At 36.7% G+C, this 24,052-nt stretch carries 24 protein-coding genes and 1 other annotated feature; of the genes, 1 reads left to right on the forward strand and 23 read right to left on the reverse strand.

Annotated features, from left to right (window positions below):
• Positions 1-216 precede the first annotated feature (216 nt).
• The 19 genes from pyrE to pgeF form a co-directional block, all read right to left on the reverse strand.
• Complete coding sequence (gene pyrE / locus G4D61_RS01425) at positions 217-840, reverse strand: orotate phosphoribosyltransferase (RefSeq protein WP_025728770.1); 624 nt, start codon at positions 838-840, stop codon at positions 217-219.
• Between the two features lie 4 nt (positions 841-844).
• On the reverse strand, positions 845-1,549 hold the full coding sequence (gene pyrF / locus G4D61_RS01430) for an orotidine-5'-phosphate decarboxylase (RefSeq protein ID WP_025728772.1): 705 nt from the start codon (positions 1,547-1,549) through the stop codon (positions 845-847).
• The gene (locus tag G4D61_RS01435) at positions 1,542-2,453 is read right to left on the reverse strand and encodes a dihydroorotate dehydrogenase (protein ID WP_025728774.1); all 912 of its coding nucleotides are present in this window, start codon (positions 2,451-2,453) and stop codon (positions 1,542-1,544) included. The genes pyrF and G4D61_RS01435 overlap by 8 nt, the downstream gene beginning before the upstream one ends.
• 2 nt (positions 2,454-2,455) lie before the next feature.
• Entirely contained in the window at positions 2,456-3,232 is a 777-nt protein-coding gene (locus tag G4D61_RS01440) for a dihydroorotate dehydrogenase electron transfer subunit (protein WP_025728776.1), read from the reverse strand.
• Complete coding sequence (gene carB, locus G4D61_RS01445) at positions 3,229-6,435, reverse strand: carbamoyl-phosphate synthase large subunit (RefSeq protein ID WP_025728778.1); 3,207 nt, start codon at positions 6,433-6,435, stop codon at positions 3,229-3,231. Before carB ends, G4D61_RS01440 begins: the two co-directional genes overlap by 4 nt.
• Positions 6,419-7,519, reverse strand: a complete 1,101-nt coding sequence (locus G4D61_RS01450) for a carbamoyl phosphate synthase small subunit (RefSeq protein WP_025728780.1) — start codon at positions 7,517-7,519, stop codon at positions 6,419-6,421. The genes carB and G4D61_RS01450 overlap by 17 nt, the downstream gene beginning before the upstream one ends.
• Entirely contained in the window at positions 7,516-8,802 is a 1,287-nt protein-coding gene (gene pyrC / locus G4D61_RS17965) for a dihydroorotase (protein WP_205603183.1), read from the reverse strand. Before pyrC ends, G4D61_RS01450 begins: the two co-directional genes overlap by 4 nt.
• Positions 8,803-9,699: an aspartate carbamoyltransferase catalytic subunit gene (locus G4D61_RS17970; RefSeq protein ID WP_025728785.1), complete on the reverse strand. Its 897-nt coding sequence runs from the start codon at positions 9,697-9,699 to the stop codon at positions 8,803-8,805.
• Positions 9,700-9,992: 293 nt separating this feature from the next.
• A complete protein-coding gene (pyrR, locus tag G4D61_RS01460; RefSeq protein ID WP_025728787.1) occupies positions 9,993-10,538 on the reverse strand; it encodes a bifunctional pyr operon transcriptional regulator/uracil phosphoribosyltransferase PyrR in 546 nt (181 codons plus the stop codon).
• A gap of 163 nt (positions 10,539-10,701) precedes the next feature.
• Positions 10,702-11,610, reverse strand: a complete 909-nt coding sequence (locus G4D61_RS01465; RefSeq protein ID WP_025728789.1) for an RluA family pseudouridine synthase — start codon at positions 11,608-11,610, stop codon at positions 10,702-10,704.
• 3 nt (positions 11,611-11,613) lie between these two features.
• Complete coding sequence (gene lspA, locus G4D61_RS01470; RefSeq protein ID WP_025728791.1) at positions 11,614-12,072, reverse strand: signal peptidase II; 459 nt, start codon at positions 12,070-12,072, stop codon at positions 11,614-11,616.
• A gap of 124 nt (positions 12,073-12,196) precedes the next feature.
• Positions 12,197-12,481, reverse strand: coding sequence for a hypothetical protein (locus tag G4D61_RS01475; RefSeq protein WP_025728793.1), 285 nt, complete (start codon positions 12,479-12,481; stop codon positions 12,197-12,199).
• A 199-nt stretch (positions 12,482-12,680) separates the two neighbouring features.
• The gene (gene ileS, locus G4D61_RS01480; RefSeq protein ID WP_163173078.1) at positions 12,681-15,443 is read right to left on the reverse strand and encodes an isoleucine--tRNA ligase; all 2,763 of its coding nucleotides are present in this window, start codon (positions 15,441-15,443) and stop codon (positions 12,681-12,683) included.
• 89 nt (positions 15,444-15,532) lie between these two features.
• Positions 15,533-15,757: a binding site (T-box leader), on the reverse strand.
• Positions 15,758-15,818: 61 nt separating this feature from the next.
• Positions 15,819-16,331 (reverse strand): DivIVA domain-containing protein, encoded by a 513-nt coding sequence (locus G4D61_RS01485; RefSeq protein ID WP_025728797.1) that lies wholly within the window; start codon positions 16,329-16,331, stop codon positions 15,819-15,821.
• 111 nt (positions 16,332-16,442) lie between these two features.
• Positions 16,443-17,219, reverse strand: coding sequence for a YlmH family RNA-binding protein (locus G4D61_RS01490; protein ID WP_163173080.1), 777 nt, complete (start codon positions 17,217-17,219; stop codon positions 16,443-16,445).
• 292 nt (positions 17,220-17,511) lie between these two features.
• A complete protein-coding gene (locus G4D61_RS01495; RefSeq protein WP_025728801.1) occupies positions 17,512-17,772 on the reverse strand; it encodes a YggT family protein in 261 nt (86 codons plus the stop codon).
• Between the two features lie 4 nt (positions 17,773-17,776).
• The gene (locus G4D61_RS01500; protein WP_025728803.1) at positions 17,777-18,232 is read right to left on the reverse strand and encodes a cell division protein SepF; all 456 of its coding nucleotides are present in this window, start codon (positions 18,230-18,232) and stop codon (positions 17,777-17,779) included.
• Positions 18,233-18,254: 22 nt separating this feature from the next.
• A complete protein-coding gene (locus G4D61_RS01505) occupies positions 18,255-18,926 on the reverse strand; it encodes a YggS family pyridoxal phosphate-dependent enzyme (RefSeq protein ID WP_025728805.1) in 672 nt (223 codons plus the stop codon).
• Positions 18,923-19,747, reverse strand: coding sequence for a peptidoglycan editing factor PgeF (gene pgeF / locus G4D61_RS01510; RefSeq protein ID WP_035353647.1), 825 nt, complete (start codon positions 19,745-19,747; stop codon positions 18,923-18,925). Before pgeF ends, G4D61_RS01505 begins: the two co-directional genes overlap by 4 nt.
• Before the next feature lie 316 nt (positions 19,748-20,063).
• Between pgeF and G4D61_RS01515 the strand changes: the two genes are divergently transcribed.
• Positions 20,064-20,612, forward strand: coding sequence for a 3D domain-containing protein (locus tag G4D61_RS01515; RefSeq protein ID WP_025728808.1), 549 nt, complete (start codon positions 20,064-20,066; stop codon positions 20,610-20,612).
• A gap of 140 nt (positions 20,613-20,752) precedes the next feature.
• Here G4D61_RS01515 and G4D61_RS01520 read toward each other — a convergent pair whose 3' ends face one another.
• From G4D61_RS01520 to spoIIGA, 4 genes are all read right to left on the reverse strand, one after another.
• Positions 20,753-21,031, reverse strand: coding sequence for a YlmC/YmxH family sporulation protein (locus G4D61_RS01520; RefSeq protein ID WP_025728809.1), 279 nt, complete (start codon positions 21,029-21,031; stop codon positions 20,753-20,755).
• A 277-nt stretch (positions 21,032-21,308) separates the two neighbouring features.
• Positions 21,309-22,085, reverse strand: coding sequence for an RNA polymerase sporulation sigma factor SigG (sigG, locus tag G4D61_RS01525; protein WP_025728810.1), 777 nt, complete (start codon positions 22,083-22,085; stop codon positions 21,309-21,311).
• Between the two features lie 144 nt (positions 22,086-22,229).
• Positions 22,230-22,949: an RNA polymerase sporulation sigma factor SigE gene (gene sigE, locus G4D61_RS01530; protein ID WP_025728811.1), complete on the reverse strand. Its 720-nt coding sequence runs from the start codon at positions 22,947-22,949 to the stop codon at positions 22,230-22,232.
• Between the two features lie 43 nt (positions 22,950-22,992).
• The gene (gene spoIIGA / locus G4D61_RS01535) at positions 22,993-23,925 is read right to left on the reverse strand and encodes a sigma-E processing peptidase SpoIIGA (RefSeq protein ID WP_205603184.1); all 933 of its coding nucleotides are present in this window, start codon (positions 23,923-23,925) and stop codon (positions 22,993-22,995) included.
• Positions 23,926-24,052 lie beyond the last annotated feature (127 nt).

Here is a 24,052-nt window from a genome sequence, read left to right on the forward strand (position 1 = left end):
AGACAAAACTAAAAGGCTTGAGCCCTGTGCAATACCGAGTTCAAACCTTAGCTATCTAATGAAATAAATGTGTCTAACTTTTTGGGGTCACTTCATGCATTAGCACGAGGAGGCTCACCAGCCGCCCGCGGAAAGCGAAGTATATTTCCGGAGCGGGGTTGGAGCGCAATATTCAGGTTTTCTTTAGTTAATATACTTTTTCCCAGCCTTTTTATTTTATATCCCCCAATTTTCAGGTTCTTTCCGCCAGTTATGTAAAGTTTCCAATTCTTCTTCAAGTATCAGCTGTTTCTCTAATCCGACCTCTAATAATGCAGAGTAATTTGATAATGTATATGCTTCTACACCTTTTTGTTCAAAGTTCTGTCTGGCTGCCTCTAACTGATAATTAAAAATTGCTACAACACCGAGCACGTTGCATCCCGCCTCTTTTAACGCATTAACTACAGTTAGGACACTTCCCCCTGTTGAAATTAAATCTTCAACAACGACTACTTGCTGGCCGCTTGATATTCTACCCTCTATTTGATTCCCTTTTCCGTGCTTTTTTGCACTTGAACGGACATAGCACATCGGCAAATTCATAAGATCACTAACGAATGCTGCATGTGCAATTCCGGCTGTTGCAGTACCAGCAATTAATTCTGCTTCAGGAAAATGTTGTTCAATTAACTTTTTCAAGCCAATCGCAATTTCTTTTCGCAAGTTAGGATATGATAATGTAATACGATTATCGCAATAAATCGGTGATTTTAAACCTGAAGACCATGTGAACGGTTCTTTCGGTCTTAAAAAAACTGCTTCAATATCTAGTAATTGTCCAGCTATATATTTTTCCATTTCATTATGCCTCCCATAGTTGTTTCATTTTTCGATATGCTTGATAAGGATCAGCTGCTTTTGTAATTGATCGGCCAACAACAATTGCAGAAGAACCATACTCCTTTGCTAACGCTGGTGTAACGACCCGTTTTTGATCAGAAAGCTCATCGCCGGCAAAACGAATGCCTGGAGTAATACTTAAAAATTGCGAACCAATATGATTACGAATTTCGCAAGCTTCTAAAGCCGAACAAACAACACCATCTAATCCTGCTTGATGTGCAAGTGCAGCATAACGTAGAACTGAATCCTTTAAAGAACCTTTAATTCCTTGTTCCTTTTGCATTTGCTCTTCAGATGTACTTGTTAGTTGTGTGACAGCGATAATAAGCGGTCGTTCCTTCCCTTGTTTCGTCCCTTCATTAAGTCCTGAAACTGCAGCCTCCATCATTTCTAATCCTCCAGCTGCGTGAACATTAACCATATTGACATCTAATTGCGCTAACCCTTTCATTGCCTTATGAACCGTATTGGGGATGTCATGTAACTTTAAATCTAAAAAAATATCATGTCCCATTTCTTTTAATTCTTCGATTACTTTAGGCCCTGTTTGATAAAACAGCTCCATTCCAACTTTAACATAGAGAGATTCACTATCAAATAATGATAAAAAACGCTTTGCTTCTGGCCAGCTTGAAAAATCAAGAGCGATGATCGGTTTAAACATATAATGTATGACTCCTTCCAACTGCTTCAGAAATATTTTCAAATCCGAGTTCTGCCAATTTTTTAGGCAATTGTTCTATTATTTGCGGACAGATATATGGATCGACGAAATTTGCTGTTCCTACAGCAACCGCACTTGCTCCGGCATATAAAAACTCTATTACATCCTCAACAGACTGGATCCCCCCCATGCCAATAATTGGAATATTTACATGCTGGCTAACTTCGTGAACCATCCGAATGGCAACAGGTTTAATGGCAGGACCTGATAAACCACCTGTTCCATTTGCCAATATTGGTCTTCCAGTTCGCAAATCAAGTCTCATCCCTACTAAAGTATTAATCATTGTTAAACCATCAGCACCACCAGCTTCAACCGCCTTTGCAATTTCCACAATATTGGTTACATTTGGGGATAGCTTCACATAAACAGGGACAGAGGAAACCTCTTTTACCTTTGTTGTTAATTCATATGCCATTGCTGCATTTGTTCCGAAAGCTATTCCTCCTGATTTAACGTTAGGACAGGAAATGTTCAGTTCCAGCGCATGTACATTTGGGGCTTCTGAAATACTTTCAGCAACATGGAGATAATCCTGAACTGTCGACCCAGCAATATTCGCAATGATCGGTACATCATATTGGGCCAACCATGGCAATTCTTTCGTTAAGACTGCTTCTAAACCCGGATTTTGCAGGCCGATCGCATTAAGCATTCCTGAATCTGTTTCGGCTACTCTAGGAGTGGGATTGCCGAATCTCGCTTCATATGTCGTTGCTTTTATCATAATTGCTCCCAATTCACTAAGGTCATAAAATTGAGCATACTCTCGACCAAAGCCAAAGCATCCAGAAGCAGGCATGATTGGATTTTTTAATGATAATCCTGGCAGTTCAACTTTTATGTTCATAGTACAACCGCTCCCATCTCAAATACTGGTCCATCACTGCATATTTTCCGATAAGTACTTCCATCAGGATCATCTGCTAAATGACATACACAGGCAAAACATGCCCCAATTCCGCAAGCCATTCGATTTTCCAATGATACAAATCCGCGAATATGTTTATATTTTTCCTGAAGTGCTTTTAGCATCGCCGTGGGACCACAAGCGTAAATACAGTCAAATGTCCAATCATCACTTGCAAGGAAATCTGTTACAAAACCTGCTGTACCGATAGATCCATCTGCAGTTGCAATAAATGTCGGTGCGATTTCATTAAATTGTTCCAGATAAAATGCTTGCTCAGCTGATTGAAAACCTAGAACATGATGTACTTCAATCCCCTGTTTAGTAAGCTGCTTTGATAATTCATATAAAGGGGGGACACCAATTCCCCCACCTACTAATAGTGCGCGTTGTCCTGTTTTCAATTCATCAGTAGGAAAGCCATTTCCGAGCGGTCCAATGACATCTACTGTCTCTCCCACTTGAATATTCGCTAGTTGTTTTGTTCCTTTTCCTTCTGCACGATAAAGAATGGTTATTTGATTGTTTTGTTTTTCAACAGAAGCAATGCTAATTGGTCTACGCAGCAATGGAGAAACATCATTGCGAACACGAATATGGATGAATTGTCCAGGGTTTGAAATAAGCTTAACTAATTCTCCCGCTAATACCATTTCGTAAATATTCGTCGCAACATTCGAATGACTCATCACGGTCATTTGATCTTTTATCATGAAAAAGTCACCTGCTTACTCGCTGTAATCATTGGTTGAATAGAGAAACTCATAGACTCTAAAATTGAGAGCATGGCTGCTACCGTATCAAGTGATGTTAAACATGGGATACCACTTTCGACTGCCTCACGGCGAATTTGAAAGCCGTCCCGTTCATATTGCTGCCCCTTTGTCATTGTGTTGATCACAAATTGTACATCTCCATCACGGATACTATCTAGTATTGTTTTTTCGCCGCCACCGATTTTATCGATCACTTCTACATCTAAGCCAAATTGGCTAAAATATTGGGCCGTTCCTGTCGTAGCTAATAATGTGAAACCAATTGCTTTAAATCTTTGTGCTAATTGCAATGCTTCATGTTTATCTTTATCCGCAATAGTAAATAAAATCTTTCCATATTGCTTTAATGCTGTGCCAGCTCCAAGCAATCCTTTGTAAAGAGCTTTTTCAAAGGTACGATCTTTCCCCATTACTTCCCCAGTCGACTTCATTTCCGGTCCTAAAGTTGGCTCTACTCTTTTTAACTTCGCAAATGAGAAGACAGGTACTTTAACAAAAACTTCATCTTTTTCAGGCTTTAGTCCTGTACCGAATCCTAAACTTTGCAATGAATGACCTAAGATTACTTTTGTGGCCAGTTTCGCCATTGGTACATCAGTGATTTTACTTAAAAACGGTACCGTTCTACTTGAACGCGGATTTACTTCGATTACATATAGCTCATCGTTGGATACAATGAATTGAATGTTCATAAGACCGACAATTTGTAATTCTTTTGCTAGTTTCTTAATATAGTCAAACATCTTTTCTTTTAGTTTTAACGATAATCTTTGCGGCGGATATACAGCAATTGAGTCCCCTGAGTGAACACCGGCACGTTCAATATGTTCAACAATGCCCGGAACAAGAACATCCGTTCCGTCAGCGATGACATCCACTTCAAATTCATTTCCAGTTATATAACGGTCAATCAAAACCGGCTGATTCGGACTTACTTTTACGGCATGCTTCATATATTGATGGAGATCACTTTCCTGATAGACAATTTCCATTGCCCTTCCACCTAGTACAAAAGATGGACGGACGAGCACAGGATAACCAATTTCCTGGGCAATGATGATCGCTTCTTCAACAGATGTCGCTGTTTTTCCTAATGGTCTTGCAATTTGCAATTTATTTAATGCTTCTTCAAACTTATGACGATCTTCTGCACGTTCAAGACTTTCAAGTGAGGTTCCGAGAATTTGAACACCGCGCTCTGTTAATTGCTCTGCAAGATTAATTGCCGTTTGCCCGCCAAATTGTACAACGACTCCTTCAGGTTTCTCCAAATCGACAATATGCATTACATCTTCGATCGTCAACGGTTCAAAATATAGTTTGTCAGATATACTAAAATCTGTTGATACCGTCTCTGGATTATTATTGATAATAATCGCCTCATATCCTGCTTCTTGGATCGCCCAAACTGCATGCACAGTTGCATAATCAAATTCAATTCCCTGTCCGATTCTAATTGGTCCTGAACCTAGCACAATAATACTTTTGCGTTTCGTGCGGATTGACTCATTTTCGTCTTCATAAGTTCCATAGTAATATGGCGTTTCGGAGGCAAACTCTGCTGCACACGTGTCAACCATTTTATAAACTGGCTGTAAGCTACGTTCTTTTCTCCAATCATAAACCGTTTTTTCATCCGTATCCCATAGCTTCGCGATTGTTGCATCTGCAAATCCCAGTTTTTTCGCATGTTTCACGACTTCTTCATTCCAAGGAGAGGTTTGCAGTCGTGTTTCAAATTGAATAATATTATTTATTTTATATAAATAGAAAAGATCGATTTTACTCCAGTCATGAATTTGCTCGATTGTGATTCCTCTTCTTAACGCTTCAGCAATATAAAAGATTCTTTCATCGCCAGCATTTCTAATTCGCTTTTCTAGCAAATGACCATCAATTTGATCTGCATCTAACAGTTCAAAATGGGAGATGCCGATTTCAAGTGAGCGAATGGCTTTTAAAATTGATTCTTCAAAATTCCGTCCAATTGCCATCACTTCTCCTGTTGCTTTCATTTGTGTGCCAAGTCTTCGATAGGCTTGCTCGAATTTATCAAAAGGAAAGCGTGGAATTTTCGTGACAACATAGTCTAACGATGGCTCGAAATTCGCAAAGGTTGTTCCTGTAACTGGATTTTTCATTTCAGCAAGCGTTAAGCCGACAGCAATTTTTGCAGATAATTTTGCAATCGGGTAACCAGTTGCTTTTGAAGCGAGGGCAGATGAACGACTGACACGCGGATTCACTTCAATGACATAGTAGTCAAAGCTATTAGGATCTAATGCAAGCTGAACATTACATCCACCTTCAATGCCTAATGCACGAATAATCTTTAATGAGACATTCCTTAACATTTGGTACTCTTTATCACTTAACGTTTGGCTTGGAGCGACAACAATGGAATCGCCTGTATGAACGCCGACAGGATCGATATTTTCCATATTGCACACAACAATCGCATGATCTTCTCCATCTCGCATCACTTCATATTCAATTTCTTTAAAACCGGCAATGCTTTTTTCTAACAAGCATTGATGAACAGGACTCTGTCTTAAACCATTTGTAACGATGTCGATCAGTTCCTCTTCCGATTTACAGATTCCTCCGCCTGTTCCACCTAAAGTATAGGCAGGACGAACGATAATCGGGTAACCTTGTTCACTTACAAACTGATACGCTTCTTCAAGAGAATGAATGATTGTGCTTACGGGAACTGGTTCCTCAATTTGTTTCATCAAATCACGAAATGCTTCACGATCTTCCGCTTGCTCAATTGCTGCAAGATTAGTACCTAATACTTCTACCCCGTACTCTTCTAAAATGCCTGTTTTTGCCAGTTCCATCGCAATATTTAAGCCTGTTTGCCCTCCTAAAGTAGGGAGGATGGCATCAGGTCTTTCGTTCCGAATTATTTGACTAACAAATTCACATGTTAGTGGTTCAATATATACTTTGTCTGCAATTTCTGTATCCGTCATAATCGTTGCCGGATTGGAATTGACAAGCACAACTTTATATCCTTCTTCTTTTAACGCTAAACATGCTTGTGTACCAGCATAATCAAACTCCGCTGCTTGACCAATAATAATCGGACCTGATCCGATAACTAAAATTTTATGTATATCAGTGCGTTTTGGCATAGTTGGTTTCCTCCTTAGTATGTTCCTCAATTAAGTATAGGAATTGATCAAATAATGGATTTGAATCATGTGGTCCAGGAGATGCTTCCGGATGATATTGCACTGTAAATGCTGGATATACCGTATGTGCTAATCCTTCAATCGTGCCATCATTTAAAGCCCGTTCGGTCACAATGAGCCCCGTTCCTTTCAAAGTTTGTTCATTGACCGCATAACCATGATTTTGTGCCGTCATAACTGTTTTTCCTGTCTCCACACTTTGTACAGGATGGTTTGCACCGCGGTGACCAAATTTTAATTTAAAAGTGTCAGCTCCGCATGCAAGTGCGAATAATTGATGGCCAAGACAAATGCCAAATAAAGGAATCTTTCCTAATAGACTTTGAATCATAGGAATGGCACATGACACATCTTTCGGATTACCAGGTCCATTTGAAAGCATCACGCCATCAGGCTTTAGTGCGAGAATTTCAGTTGCGGATGTTTGAAACGGAACGATTGTTACTTTACAGTTTCTTTTTACTAATTCTGCCACAATATTTTTCTTTGCCCCAAAATCAACTAAGACAATGTGCTTCCCGGATCCTGCTATTTCTTCGCAAACTTTTGTTGAAACTTGTGCAACTGCATCGATTTGAAACTGTCTTGCTTTCAAGCTTTCAACTATTTCAGAAGGATCTGAATGTTCGTCGCAAATCGCTGCCTTCAATGTGCCGAACTCACGAATTTTTCTTGTCAGTTTTCTAGTGTCTATACTTGAAATACCAGGAATATTGTACTTTTTCAAAAATTCATCAAGTGATAATGAACTGCGCCAATTAGACGGGAAATTTGCCCATTCTTTCACAACAACTCCTTTTATATATGGACATGTTGCTTCAAAGTCATCTTCATTTATTCCATAATTTCCAATTAAAGGATAGGTGAAAGTGACGATTTGTCCATAAAAAGAAGGATCTGTCAGCGTTTCCTGATACCCTGTCATGCCTGTCGTAAAAACAATTTCTCCTTCTGTTACATGTTCACTGCCAAATCCTTCTCCAACAAAAACCGAACCATCTTCTAATATTAGTTGTCTTTTCATTTTACTAACAGCTCCTCTCTCCACTTTAATTCCCCTGCGACAAACGTGGCTACTGGCCAGCCGCTGCATTCCCAACCATGAAACGGAGTATTCTTTCCTTTTGAAACAAATGAATCTCGATCAATTGCTTTTTTCTCGTTAAGATCCACTAATACAATATCGGCTTCTTTGCCAATTTCAATTGTTCCATATGGTAATCCGAATGCTTTTGCAGGTTTGACTGTCAACCAATCTACTAGTTGCTCGAATGTAAACATTTCCTTTTTAACAAACTCGGTATAAAGTAAAGGAAAGGCTGTTTCAAAACCAACAATCCCAAAAGGAGCTTTCATCATATCCTTTGCTTTTTCTTCTTCAGTATGTGGCGCATGATCTGTAGCTATAAAATCAATTGTTCCATCTAGTAAACCTTCTATGAGCGCAGCTCTGTCAGCCTTTGCCCGTAATGGCGGATTCATTTTATAATTCGTATCAACTGCCGGAATATCATCTTCACATAAAAGTAAATGATGTGGCGTTACTTCAGCCGTAACTTTTATACCTGCTTTTTTTGCATCACGAACAACTCTAACCGATTCTTTTGTACTAATATGACAAACATGATAATGACAGCCCGTTGCTTCGGAAAGCAATACATCTCGTGCAATTTGTACAGATTCTGCTAGTGAGGGAATTCCTTTTAGGTCGTGCTTTTTCGCGAATTCCCCGTCGTGTACTGCTCCGCCATGTATGAGGGAATTGTCTTCACAATGAGCAACAACAGCCATGTTTATGGAGGCAGCTCTTTTCATCGCTTCTAACATTTGATCTGCTTCTTGTACACCAATACCATCATCTGTAAAGGCAAAAGCTCCTGCTGTTTTTAAGCTTGGAAAGTCTGTTAATTCTTTTCCTTGTTGATCTTTTGTAATAGCCGCATATGGAAGTACACGAACATATGCTGTTTCATTCATTCGTTCAAAAAATTGTTTTAACCGTTCAGGTCGATCCATTACTGGCTTTGTATTCGGCATCGCTGCAATGGTTGTAAATCCTCCCCTCGCTGCCGCTAAAGTACCTGTTTCAATCGTTTCTTTATGCTCAAATCCCGGTTCTCTTAAATGTGAATGAAGATCAATGAGCCCAGGTAAGACAACAAGATTACTTGCATCGATCATGTCTTCACCATGCTCGCTTAAATGCTCACCAATCTCTTTAATTTTTCCATTATGGATGCGAATATCTTTTTTTATAAGACGATTTTCCTTATCTATTAAACTTCCATTTTTAATAAGCCAATTCATTTAACAAACCACCTTTTCGTTTTGTAAAATTGTCTTTAATATTGCCATACGAGCAAAAACGCCATTTTCCATTTGTTTAAAAATTCTTGAACGCTTTCCTTCTACTAATTCGCTGGCAATTTCCACATCTCTATTAACTGGACCAGGGTGCATGATAATGCTTCCTTGTTTCATTTGTTGTTCTCTTTCTAGTGTTAATCCGTATTGAATATGGTAGTCAGCCTTTGAAAATTGCGCTGATTGTTCATGTCTCTCATGCTGGATTCTTAGGAGCATCACGACATCTGCCTCCTTAATCCCCTGATTTATTTCTATATAATCTGTTTGCAGGAATGTTGGATCAAACCAATCTCTTGGTCCGGAAAACTTCACATTTGCACCAAGTTTCCGCAATGCTTCGTAATTTGAACGGGCCACCCGGCTATGAACAATATCGCCGACGATTAAAACATTTAGGCCATTAAAATAGCCAAATTCTTGCTTAATTGTTAGTAAATCTAATAGGCATTGGCTTGGATGCTGACCGCTCCCATCTCCGCCATTCACAATTGAGAGATCAACATGATTTATAAGCTGTTCATAATAGTGGTCTTGCTTATGTCTAATAACTGCAAGCTTAACACCAATAGACTGCAAAGTTTTAATCGTATCATATAAGGTCTCGCCTTTAAGCACACTTGAGTTGCCAATTTCAAAAGGTAATAATTCGAGTCCCAATCTTCTTTCTGCAATTTCAAAGCTGCATTTTGTCCTTGTACTTGGTTCATAAAATAGATTTGCAACGAAAACAGGCTCTGTTGTCTTCCATTGTTCTCCTCTTGAAAATGTATCCGCTTCTTGTAATAGCTCCATGATTTCAGTCGTGTTCATATCTGAAATAGATAAGAAATGTTTCATCAATACCATCTCCATTCATTTACTTTGCAGCTATTTTTACTTTTTACACTTTTTTCGTAGGACCATAAAAAAATGCACCCTGGATGATTCAGGGTGCATGAAAGATTGATCGGCATATGCTGATACCATTATCATGACACCCTTTTAGGCCTCTCTGGACCTCGCTTAAAAGGTGTTATTCATATGTTTATGACCTTAAATAAAAAGCCCTCTTTGTCATAGAGGCTGACAAAGAGGGCTTAATGAAGCCACCCATCCTTTGTCAGCCTCTCTGGACTGCTTATTAAAAGGATTTATTCATCTTCGTGTATACTTACTTGATCACGGCCATCGACATCTGTTAATTGAACAACGATTCTTTCAGATTGCGATGTCGGAATATTTTTCCCAATAAAATCAGCACGAATTGGTAATTCACGATGGCCTCTATCAACTAATACTGCCAGCTGAATTTGACTTGGTCTTCCGCTATCCATTAGAGCATCCATCGCAGCACGAACAGTTCTTCCCGTATAAAGAACATCATCGACAAGAATGACCTTACGATTTGTAACAGAGGAAGGCAATGTTGCACCTTTCACTTCCGGCTCACCATCATTTGTTTTTTCGCTAAGATCATCACGGTATAAAGTAATGTCTATTTCCCCAACTTCAATTGAACGACCTTCAATTTGTTCAATCCGCTCCGCAAGACGCTCTGCTAAAAAGATTCCGCGTGTTTTAATGCCAACAAGAGTTGTATCTTCAATGCCTTTATTTCGCTCAATAATTTCATGTGCAATCCGTGTTAATGCTCTACGGATCATCGTATCATCCATTACAATTGCTTTCTGTACCATTTTTTCACCTCTAAAAATAAACCTTCTTACCAAGAGGCAAGAAGGTTATTATATACCATGTTTATATACGCTCCCTTGCCAGCCTCACAGGACTGCTTTTAAAAGGCTTATGAAGTTAATTTAAAGATAAACTTTCCCGCACAATTTGTCAATATTTATTTTATTATATTTTACGTAATTGATTTAACAGTTCCTCGTACTCTTTAGGCAATGGTGCCTCAAATTCAAGATACTGATTTGTACGTGGATGTGTAAAGCCTAATAAACCAGCATGCAACGCTTGTCCCCCAATTGAAAGGGTTTTTTTCGGTCCATATTTAGGATCTCCTACTAGCGGAAATCCAATGTATTTCATATGAACGCGAATTTGATGTGTACGTCCTGTTTCTAATTGACATTCAACTAATGTATAATTATTTAAACGTTCTATTACGCTAAAATGAGTAATTGCAGGTTTTCCGTTGTCAACAACTGCCATCCGCTGCCGATCATCTGGATCGCGACCGATCGGTGCATCAATCGTTCCTACCTCATGTGGAATCACCCCATGAACTAATGCGTAATACTTTCTCGTTACCGTTTTATCTTTTAATTGTTGCGCTAGTTTTTCATGTGCTAAATCATTTTTTGCAACCATTAATAATCCTGACGTATCTTTATCAATACGATGAACAATTCCCGGTCTTAGCACTCCGTTAATGCCTGACAAATCTTTACAGTGAAACATTAATCCATTCACTAAAGTTCCTGTCATATGTCCATGAGAAGGATGCACAACCATGCCTTTAGGTTTATTTACGACTAACACATCAGCATCTTCATAATATATGTCAAGATCCATATTTTCTGGCTGGACATCAAGAACTTCAGGCTCTGGAATTTCTATATAAATTTGATCGTTTAAAACACAACGATAATTTGCCTTTTCATGTTTTCCGTTCACTGTAACTTTTTTTTCCTTAATCCACTGCTGAACTTGAGATCTTGAACATTCTTCCTGCAATGATGAAATGACTTTATCAAGACGTTCATTTACTTCACTTTCGCTGATAATATGCTGAATTGTTTCCATAGATTACTCCTTTGATTTTCGATCATCCATTAAGACAAAAATAAATAATAGGATAACACCAATTGTTAAGCTTGAATCTGCAACATTAAAAATAGCAAAATCATAGTGGACGAAATGAAGCTGTACGAAGTCAACAACTTCCCCACGGAAAAGACGATCAATGAAATTACCTATTGCCCCTCCAAGAATTAATGCCAGACTAACTCCTAGCAAATACTTAAATTTTGCATGTTTTTGTATGTAATAAATGATTCCTAAAATAACGACAATCGTAATGGCATAGAAAAGCCACATTTGTCCCTCTAAAATGCTAAATGCTGCTCCGGTATTGCGAGTAGAGGTAATATAAAAGAAATGCGGAATAACTGTAATACTATCACCAAGATTCATGTTTTTAACAATCAACCATTTCGTTAATTGGTCAATTGCAATAACTACTAACGTGATTAAATAGTACAACAACAAATACAATATAAATCCCCCGTCCCATCAATCTTATGTATGAATGGAGATGAAAAATATCTCCATTAAGGCTATATGCTACTTAAGCATTTTAGCACAAACAAGAATAAGGGGAAAGTAAGAGCTAATAAGTACTATAATCAAAAGGGACAGAAACTTTCCCATATGACCATATAGTATTCCAATCTTTTGAGGATTTTAATGTAGGTACTTCTTTCAACCAATGAGCAGGAAGAGGATCTCCAGTTTGTTCACATGCACCATATTGTCCTTTTTGACATTTTATAAGTGCTTGTTCAATATCTTTTAATTCTTCATATATCAGCTGCTGAACGGTTTCGTCTTTCGCTTCGTATATGCTTAACTCTTCTTGTAATCCATTCAGAAGTTCTTCTATACTTTTACTCATTTATGATCCCCCCAAAAATCTTTACAAATAGTCTTCCCGATTCCGCTCGTTTCTTGAGGAGTAACGTTTTCTAAAAGTAACAAAATATTCAAGTATAAATAGAAAGAAACCTGATATCCTTCCTTTTAAAAGTTAAGTCTGTACTCAGCTTTCATCAGAATGAATATCAGGCCTCTGAAATTTAAATAGAAGCTAATCTTTATTTATTTAATGTTTCCACTACAGAAGCACAGCGCGGACATAAAGTCGGATAGTTATGATCGTGCCCTACTTCAGGAGTCACAACCCAACAACGTTCACATGTTTCCCCTTCAGCCTTTTCAACTACAACTGCAGCATGTTGAAGTTGTAATGCCTGTTCAGGTGCTTGTTCTAACGTACCAGCCACTTCAAAATCTGAGACGATAAACAATTGGGTCTTGCTTTCAGTAATACTATCTAATAATTGTTTCGTTTCTTCATTAACGTATAATGCTACTTTCGCTGTTAAAGATTTTCCGATAACTTTTTCATTACGAGCAACTTCTAATGCTTTAAGAACATCATCACGTAAATCTAAAAATGCATTCCATTTCGTTTCTAAAGTATCTGCATTTGGAAGTTCCTTATACTCTGGAATATCTGTAAGCTGAACGCTCTCTTCAGTCACTCCAGGAATATGGCTCCATACTTCATCCGCTGTATGGGAAAGAATAGGTGACAATAATTTTGTTAAAGTAACAAGACACTCATAAAGGACTGTTTGCATTGCACGACGTTCAAAATTATTTTCAAGTTCGATGTATAAAACATCTTTCGCAAAATCAAGATAGAACGAACTCAAATCAACTGTACAGAAATTATTGACTGCATGGTAAATGGATGAAAATTCATATGCTTCATACGAATCACGAACATGCTTCACTAAGTTGTTTAATTTAACTAACATAAATTGATCAACTTCGCGTAAATCTTGATATGCGATTTTATGCTGTTCAGGATTAAAATCGTTTAGATTTCCTAATAGGAAACGGAACGTATTACGAATTTTTCTGTAGACTTCAGTAACTTGTTTCAAAATATCATTTGAAACACGGACATCTGCTTGGTAATCAACTGACGCTACCCATAAGCGGATAATATCTGCACCTAATTGATTTATAACTTTTCCAGGAACAATCGTGTTTCCTAGTGATTTACTCATTTTACGCCCTTCGCCATCTAATGTGAAACCATGGCTTAGAACTCCTTTATAAGGCGCTTTTCCAGTTACGGCAACAGATGTAATTAATGAAGAGTTAAACCAGCCGCGATATTGGTCTGAACCTTCTAAATATAAATCTGCAGGTCTTTGCAGCTCATCTCTGCCATGTAAAACAGCTTGATGAGAAGAACCAGAATCAAACCATACATCCATAATATCTGTTTCCTTCGTAAAAATGCCATTAGGGCTTGCAGGATGTGTAAATCCTTCTGGAAGTAAATCTTTCGCTTCTCTTTCAAACCATACGTTTGAACCATGCTCACGGAATAGCTTAGAAATATGTTGGATCGTTTCTTCCGTAATAATTGGTTCACCATTTTCCGCATAAAATACAGGAATTGGCACTCCCCATGCTCTTTGTCTTGAAATACACCAATCGCCACGATCACGGATCATATTAAAGAGCCGTGTTTCTCCCCATGATGGAGTCCATTTAACATCTTTAATTGCTTCTAAAAGCTCTGTTCTAAACATATCGATAGAAGCAAACCATTGTGCAGTTGCACGGAAAATAACAGGTTTTTTCGTTCTCCAATCGTGTGGGTATGAGTGGGTAATAAAGCTTAATTTTAATAATGCTCCTACCTCTTCTAATTTTTCTGTAATTGGTTTATTTGCTTTATCATAAAATAGTCCTTCAAATCCAGGTGCTTCCGCTGTTAAAACACCTTTATCATCAACTGGACATAATACATCTAAACCATATTTTTTCCCGACAATAAAGTCATCTTCCCCGTGTCCTGGTGCAGTATGGACACAACCTGTACCAGAATCAGTTGTAACATGAGTTCCTAGCATAACTAAAGAATCGCGATCATAAAACGGATGTTTTGCAATAACATACTCTAATTCTTTACCGCTAACTGTTTTAACTTTTTCAGTTGTCTCCCATTCTAATACTTTACTTACTTCTTCTAATAATGCTTCGGCCACAACATATTTTTGGCCATTTGCTTTTACAACAACATATTGTAAATCCGGATGAACGCTAATTCCAAGGTTTGCCGGCATCGTCCATGGAGTTGTTGTCCAAATGATAATTTTTGTTTTACTATCTAATACACCTTTTCCATCTTTTACATCAAATGCTACATAAATAGAAGGTGATTTTTTATCTTTATATTCAATTTCAGCTTCAGCAAGAGCAGATTCACTAGATGGAGACCAATAAACAGGTTTTAACCCTTTGTAAATGTAACCCTTCTTCGCCATTTCACCAAATACTTTAATTTGCTCAGCCTCATATTCAGGTTTCAATGTTAAATAAGGATTTTCCCAATCAGCACGAACACCTAAACGTTTAAATTCTTTTCGCTGGCGATCAACTTGCTCGTAAGCATACTCAGCACATAGTTTTCTAAATTCGGCAATTGACATTTCTTTTCTTTTAACGCCTTTATTTGTCAATGCTTGCTCAATAGGGAGACCATGTGTATCCCAACCAGGTACATATGGCGCATGATAGCCTGTCATTGATTTATAGCGATTAATAAAATCTTTTAATGTTTTATTTAAAGCGTGCCCCATATGAAGATCACCATTTGCGTATGGAGGTCCGTCATGTAAAACGAAAAGTGGTCTACCTTCTGTTCTTTTTTGCACTTTTTCATAAATATTCATATCTTCCCATTTTGCTTGAATTTCTGGTTCTCTTTTTGGAAGATTTCCACGCATCGGGAAGTCTGTTTTTGGCATTAATAGTGTTTCTTTGTAATCCATATTGATCCTCCTGAAATCACGAATATAATTTTGAATTTTCTACCTTCATTCTTGCCAATATATAATAAAAAAAACCTCTTCATCCCTGAAGAAGGGACGAGAGGTTCTCCCGCGGTACCACCCTAATAGACATACATCATTATGTCCGCTTAACATTCGTATCGTGAATAACCCGCTTTTATTTACTAACCATACGGCGTTCAAAGCAAGAACTCAAGGGGGATATTCAAGTTATGGTCTTTACCAAGCTTCCACTATCCTTGGCTCGCTGAAAAAGAGTATTCATAACTTTACTGCCCTATCATCGTTTTTACGTATGAAATTGATCGTTTTAATGTATTCCATTATATGTGAATTTTTTTGTGTTCGTCAATATTAATTTACTTCTTCTTCTAAATTTAAGTTTAAATCAGTAGCATCAACTTCAAATTCCATCAGCCGATCCCAGTCATCACTGTTTAAAAGATCTAATTGAGCTTCAACAAGCATTTTAAATCTTGTTCTAAATACTTTTGACTGTTTCTTTAGTTCTTCGATTTCTAAAGCGATTTTACGTGCTTTCGAAAGCGCCTCATTTACAATGCGATCCGCATTTTTCTCTGCTTCACGAATAATAAGCTTTGCTTCTTTCTGTGCATTTCCTTTGACTTCTTCAGCTGCTTCTTGTGCTACAACAATAGATTTATTTAATGTTTCTTCAATTGAATTAAAATGACCTAATCGCTCCGTTAATGTTGCAACTTGTTCTTCCAAACCTTTTTTTTCACGGATAATCATTTCATAATCTTTTATTAATTGATTAAGAAACTCGTTAACTTCATCCTCATCATATCCACGAAAACCTTTGCTAAATTCCTTGTTATGTATATCTAATGGCGTTAAAGGCATGCAGCCACCTCCAAAATTTTTTTGCCGTATTTTGTATGTTTATTTATACTATACCATTTTATTATAACGAATTTCGACGATTTTTTAAGAAATTCCTGCTAATAAATCAAATTATTTTAAAATTCCTGTCGTAATTCTCCATTTTTCTTTTTTTGTTTTCCCTTCTAATGACATCAGTTTACTTCTCCCATAGCCCCTAACTGAAAAATAATCTCCTTCTTGACATTGGAAAGAAGGATCCTCAATCACTTTCCAATTTACTTTTACATATCCACGGTTGATCAGCATTTGTGTTTTCTGCCTAGAAATTGAGTAGATTGCAGAAAGAATAGCATCCAAACGCAGTGAACTGACTGTCGTTATAGCCTCTTTCCATTCTTCTCGTGTAGAAATAACGTCATTCATATCTTTTTCGATTAGCTGGATTGTTGTCTTGCCAATTTGTTTAAATTCTAATTTTACATATTCCGACATTTCATTTGTAATAAAAAATTGTATTCGCTCGTCATGAATTAAAATATCCCCATATTTTTCACGTTTAACTCCCAGAGACATTAATGATCCTAGCACATGGTTATGTGCGATCGTAACAAATTTAGACGGATACTGAATTTCAAATAGAGTAAGATGAAAATCATCATCATTAGGCTGGAAGTAATCAGGATATAGCAACATTCTTTTTCTCTCAGCATCAAGATATCCTCCAAATGATGCTAGCCGAATGTCAGAATTTGTACCGATTATCGTTTCTACAATCTGCTGCATGCGTGGATCAAGGAAATCTGTTAATTTTGGTGCATATGTATCTTCTACAAATTGTTTCCAACTAAGCACCTGATCGATAAACTCTTTTTCATCAGGGCGAAAATGTTGATAGATCGTATCCATATGAGCTCCTTTTTACAACTAAAATTGAAGAAGCTGGGACAAAAAAGTATATTAACGAAAGAAAACCCGAAATATTGCGCTTCAACCCCGCTCCAGAAATATACTTCGCTTTCCACAGGCGGCTGGTGAGCCTCCTCGTGCTCATGCACTGCGGGGTCTCACCGATGCCTATTCTCCCGCAGGAGTCTGCGTCAATTTCCAGAGCTGAACTGTGCAATGTTCGTCTTTAGCTAACCACTTTTGAACTTTGTCCCAGCCTCTTTTACAACGTGATTCAATTTTTTGTTGATGATTACATAAACCAAGAGAATAGAGTTTTAAGTCCGTAACTTGCCAATTCTAAAACAATTAATGCAACGATTGGAGAAATATCAATCATTCCAAGCGGGGGAATGATACGACGAAATTGCTCTAAATATGGCTCCGCTAGTCTTGCTAAAAATTGACCGACCGCAGAATCTCTAATATTAAACCAAGAAAGAAACACATAAATAATTATCACATAGGAGTATAATTGAATTAAAGTTAACAATAGATGTAAGATCATACCCATCTACTTAAGACCACCTCGAATCATTAAGATCTTGTTCCTGTATGTAATCAGAAATTTTCCCAGATACTTCAACATTGTCAGGTGTACATAGAAAAATATTACTGCCTACTCTTTGAATATCGCCAGCTATTGCGTAAACCGTCCCGCTTAGAAAATCTACGATTCGTTTTGCTTGATCATGGGAAATACTTTGTAAATTCACAACGACTGCTCGTCTATTTTTTAAATGATCGGCAATTTCTTGGGCATCAGCATATACTCTTGGTTCAACAAGGATCATTTTTGCTGATTTTTGTACACTTTGTAAACTTACAACATTTTGTTTTGTAGGTTTTGCTTGTTTCGTTTGCTGCGGCTCATATTCTTGCTGTTCGTATTCCTTATCCATCATCTCTTCTTCCACTTCTTCATATTCATCATCTAGTAAAAAAAACGATTTAAATTTTGTTTTCAAACCCATTTTTAACACCTCCGCCTATATTTTATGAACCGACAAGTGCTGTACCAATTCGTACAAATGTCGAACCTTCTTCAATAGCAATCGTAAAATCATTTGACATCCCCATCGATAATTCATGACAAGGTGCATATGTCAATTGCATTGCTTCTATTTCCTCTTGTAATCTCTTTAATTCTCGAAATGTCCGACGAATGATTTCTTTATCTTCTGTCAGCGGTGCCATCGTCATTAATCCTACAATTTCTATATGTGAAAATGTTTTTAGGTCTTCAATAAATTGCTTAACTTTTTCAGGCTCCATGCCGTGTTTTGACTGCTCCCCAGAAACATTTACTTGAACAAAACATTTCATACGCTGCTCTGCTCTTTTTTCAATTTCTTCTGCAAGACTCATCCTGTCAAGAGAATGAATATAACTCACTTTATCAATAATATTTTTTACTTTTTTAGATTGTAGCGTTCCGATAAAATGCCATACTGGCTTATTACCTAGTTTCTCGTATTTGGCTAGTAAACCGTCATCACGATTTTCTCCTAAGTGAATAATACCTGCATCAAGCGCTTCTGCTGCCCGTTCTGTCGTAACATACTTCGTTACTGCAATAATTTTTATTTCTTTCGGATCTCTATTTGCCCGTAAACAAGCACTCTCTATTTGTTCATGAATGAACGCAAGATTTTCTGCAACTTTCATTTTGTATTTTCTCCTTTCATGCCAATAAAGCCAAGCATTCGTCCAGTTTTGCCCATATCGCGACGATGGGAGAAGAATTCCTGTTCTTGACAGCTCGTACATAAAGTTGTTACTTGGATATGTTCTCTTCGCAAACCTGATTTCATTAGAATAATTTTATTTAATTCTCTTAAATCTAGATCATATTGTCCAGTAGTTTTTTCTATATATGGTAAATTTTCCTGCATCCATGGTTTCATCGCATCAATGACACGATCATCCACTGTGTAGCAGTTTTTACAAATTGAAGGGCCAATTACAGCATAAATCTCATCTGTAGATATACCGTCTTTTACCCATTTATCTATCATTTTATATCCTATTCCTTTTGCAGTCCCTTTCCAGCCAGCATGTGCAATTCCTACACGATTATAGCGGGGAGCTATAAAATAAAGCGGAACACAGTCGGCAAAAGCAAGTGTTAACAAAATATTTTGATCATCAGAATACAAGCCATCCGTATGAGCAAAACTTGTCTCATACTCAAGTGCCCCTTTTCCTTTATCTTGTTCTACTATTTTTTGAATAACATCTTCATGGGTTTGTTCTGCTCCAACCCACGTATTTATTGGAAAATCAAGCTGAGCGGCTAATATTTTTCGATTGTCTTGAACATGCTCAAGTTTATCATGAACATGAAAGGCTAAATTGAGACTCCCATTAAAAGATTGGCTGACACCGCCGTGTTTCGTAGTAAAGCCAGAAACTATTTGATATTGACTGTCTAATTTCCAATCAATGAAATAACAATAATCATTTACCTTTTTAAACGGTTCGAACATAGTGACCGCTCCTTATAATAAAGCCTTTTTGTATCATTATAACAGTTTTTTTTTAGTATGCAGACTATTTCTCAAGAAAAACCGTTATTCCTACAAAAGTTGGATATTTCTAGCCTAATCTTTATTTACATAATCGCGATATAGATGAATATTCAGAGCAAATAAAATGAAGAAACTATCATTATATGAAGTATTTAATCTTGTTATTCTTGTTGAAATCTATTTGTAATATATTTAATATCCAGTTGTTACGAATTTGTTATATAAAACTGGTAATCTATAATCAACAATTTCAAATATAAGTGGGGTTAATATATTGAAAAAATTAAGTATGTCGATCCTTACAGTTTTTATTTTATTTTTCGGAATTAGTCATGCAACGTTTGCTGCCACGAAAACTTATAAAGTAAAAGCCGGTGACACATTATCTAAAATTGCTAAGAAAAATCACGTTACAGTGTCGCAAATAAAAAAATGGAATCATCTTAAATCAGATTTCATTAAAGTAAATCAAAAATTAACATTACAAACTAGCTCAAGTAAAAGTGGTAAAGTATCGTCTAGTTCGAACTCTTATCGTGTAATATCTGTTAAAGCTACTGCGTATACAGCAAGCTGCGGTGGTTGTAGCGGAATCACTTCAACAGGCATTAACTTGAAAAAACATCCGAGCGCAAAAGTCATCTCCGTTGATCCTAAAGTGATTCCTCTTGGTTCTAAAGTTTATGTTCCTGGTTATGGAACAGCGGTAGCTGGCGATAAAGGCAGCGGTATTAAAGGAAATCATATCGATGTTTTCATCTCTAAAAAAAGCAAAGCAATCGATTGGGGTTCAAAGAAAGTAAAAATTAAAGTATATCGTTAATAAAGAATCGGCAAATGCCGATTCTTTTATTTTATAGCGATGTTTACCGTATCATTTATAAAGTGATGGTTCTTTCAGTTGTTGTCATATCAAGTGCACAACCCTTTATCTTTGAAAAAGAAAAAACAATCAAACGCTATCTATTTTTTTGGTTCCTGTATTTGCTGTTGAATATAAGAAGATTCTTTAAAACGCACTAATATGACATCCGTTCCAATTTTAACGATATTACTCCAAGGAACAACAATTTCCTCTTCCTTTCCAAATAAACCAAACACTTTGCCAGACCCACCGCCAACGACAATACTTTCAACTTTACCAATATCTAAATTTATATCAATATCTACAACATTCCCTAATTTCCTGCCATCTGAAACACTCACAACATCTTTTATTTGAAAATCAGAAATTCGAATCATATTTTCCCCTCTCTAACCTCATCCATACATCATGGATAAATTTTGATCCTCATTTCAATTTACTTATACGATAACAGTGTATGCTTCATTATTTGTTTTTACCATTGAAATTCTGAAAACATCCAGAATGGTGTTATTGAGGTTAGGGGAGAGCCTTCTGCGAGATGAGCGCGTCGACGGGGAACCCACCGGGGCGAAAACCTCTTCCAAGTGTCAAAAATAAAGAGACTGTAGTTACTCCCCTTTTTAAGGAGTTGTCTACAGTCTTCAGACTCACTCATTGAATATTTTTATTCATCTGTTTAATTGCTGCTTTCTCCAATCTTGAAACTTGGGCTTGCGATATTCCAATTTCTTCAGCAACTTCCATTTGTGTTTTTCCTTGAAAGAATCTTTTTCTAATAATCATTTTTTCGCGTTCATTCAAGCGTCGTAGTCCTTCTTGAAGAGCGATTTCCTCTATCCATTGTGTATCTTTATTCTTTTCATCGCTTACTTGATCCATTACATAAATCGGATCTCCACCATCATTATAAATAGGCTCAAATAAAGAAACAGGGTCTTGGATGGCATCCAGTGCAAAAACAATATCTTCGTGTGGAATATCTAACTCTTTGGCAATTTCATCGGTTGTTGGCTCTTTTGAAGTTGAACCCATTAACTTTTCTCTTACCTGTAGTGCTTTATAAGCGATGTCTCGTAACGATCTTGAGACTCTGATTGGATTATTATCTCGTAAATATCTTCGGATTTCTCCGATGATCATCGGTACGGCATAAGTTGAAAAACGTACATTCTGATTCAAATCAAAATTATCAATAGATTTCATTAGTCCGATGCAGCCAACTTGGAAAAGGTCGTCCACATATTCTCCACGGTTATTAAAGCGTTGAATGACACTTAATACAAGTCGCAAGTTGCCATTAATTAATTTGTCTCTTGCTGATAAATCTCCGGCATGCATTTGTTTTAAAAGTTCTCTCATCTCCTCGTTTTTTAAAACAGGGAGTTTGGATGTATCAACACCACATATTTCCACTTTATTACGCTTCAAATCTTTTCCCTCCAATCAGGAGCTGCTGTACAAAAAACAGTATCTCCTTTGGAAGGAAAATTATGCACACATAAAAATGTTGGAAATCAATTGGAAGAATACAAAAACATTGGTATATAAGGTTTTTCTATACCAAAAAATTTTTTAAACCATTTTATCAAATTCTTTCTTAAGTCTTTTAATAATTCTTTTTTCCAGCCTTGAAATATAGGACTGTGAAATGCCAAGCATGTCTGCAACATCTTTTTGGGTTTTTTCCTCTTCCCCATGAAGTCCAAAACGCATTTCCATAATTTTCTTTTCACGATCAGACAATTGATGTAAAGCATTATAGAGTAATTTTTTATCTACATTTGCTTCTAAATCTTTCGTAATAATATCATCATCTGTCCCTAGTACATCAGATAACAATAATTCATTGCCATCCCAATCAATATTCAAAGGCTCATCGAATGAGACTTCTGACCGTAATTTATTATTCCGCCTTAAATACATTAGAATTTCATTTTCAATACATCTAGATGCATATGTGGCTAATTTAATATTTTTCTCGGGATTAAACGTATTCACTGCTTTAATTAGCCCAATAGTTCCAATGCTAATTAAATCTTCAATATTTATGCCAGTATTTTCAAACTTACGTGCGATATAAACAACAAGCCTTAGGTTTCTTTCAATTAAAAGTGAGCGTGCTGCTTGATCTCCTTTTGGAAGCTTTTCTAAAAGAATGGCTTCTTCTTCTTTAGATAATGGAGGTGGTAATGCCTCATTGCCACCAATATAATATACTTCATCTGCTTTAATGCCGAGTTTAAATAATAATTTGTACCACCAAAATGATAGTTTAAACCATAATTTTTTCATTTACACGCCTCCATCTTGCCACCAATGTGGACAGATTTTTAGTCTATGAAGCTGTTTGATTTTGAATGCTCGTCATCATTTTTGGATGAACGATACAATTAAACAAGTCATCACTTGATAATGTTTCACTTGTAAATGAAATGAGCGCTTTATTTACTTGCCATGATCCGTGATCATTATAAATCCTTATTGAATCGGGTTTATAAGCAATGAGAAGCTGTTGCTTTCCGACTGTCTTTGCCGGGATAAAACGAATTCTGTCGCTCCAGTTAGTACTTAACTCTATCGTATTATCAAAAACTTTTTCTGGATCACTTGCAGCCATCATAATTTCTGAAGGGATGTTATCTTGTACTGCTTTCGTTGAAATAAACATTACTGGCGACTTAGATATTGGATCGTATAATTGATTGCCGCTATCTACTAATCCCTTCAATAACAAAACAGAGTCATTGATTCGTACCTCAACATTTACTAACTGATCATATTGGATTTTTGTCATCTCAATTCCATTAATTCTTTGTTTTGAGAAATACCATGCTAAAGGAAAACCGATCACAATAAACATCCAACTTATTGGATCACCGAAACCTCTCACTTTTGCCTGCAAGACATTTGCCTGCATTCCAAAATCAAATTGAATAAAGTAATGAACACCAATTAAAATACCGCCCATTAAAAATGTTACGAAATAAAACGTTAATAGGTTTGAAAAAAAATACCGCCATCTTTTAAAACCAAATACAGAGTAAACCATAAAAATTGAAAATGTTAGTTTCATAAATGGATTCCCAGCGTAATATGCTAATGAAGAGGTAAAACTCATGATGATTAAACAGGAGCCGATAAATCCGCCTAAAATCATTCTCCACACACGAACCGAGCGTTTTAAAGCAATGCTTGTCAGCCATAGAAGCATACTATCGACTAAAAAGTTAAGGAGCCAGATCACATCTGTATATACAACCAAACACATCCCCCCAAAAGAAGAATTATGAACAAGCATCATTAAATAACATTAAATGTTTCCTTTGAAATAATGCTAAATAAATAGATAATGTTTTATGTATGGCTAGTATATCGAATCTTATTTTTAAATACTG

The sequence above is a fragment of the Heyndrickxia ginsengihumi genome (assembly GCF_011008565.1).
Lineage (GTDB): Bacteria > Bacillota > Bacilli > Bacillales > Bacillaceae_C > Weizmannia > Weizmannia ginsengihumi.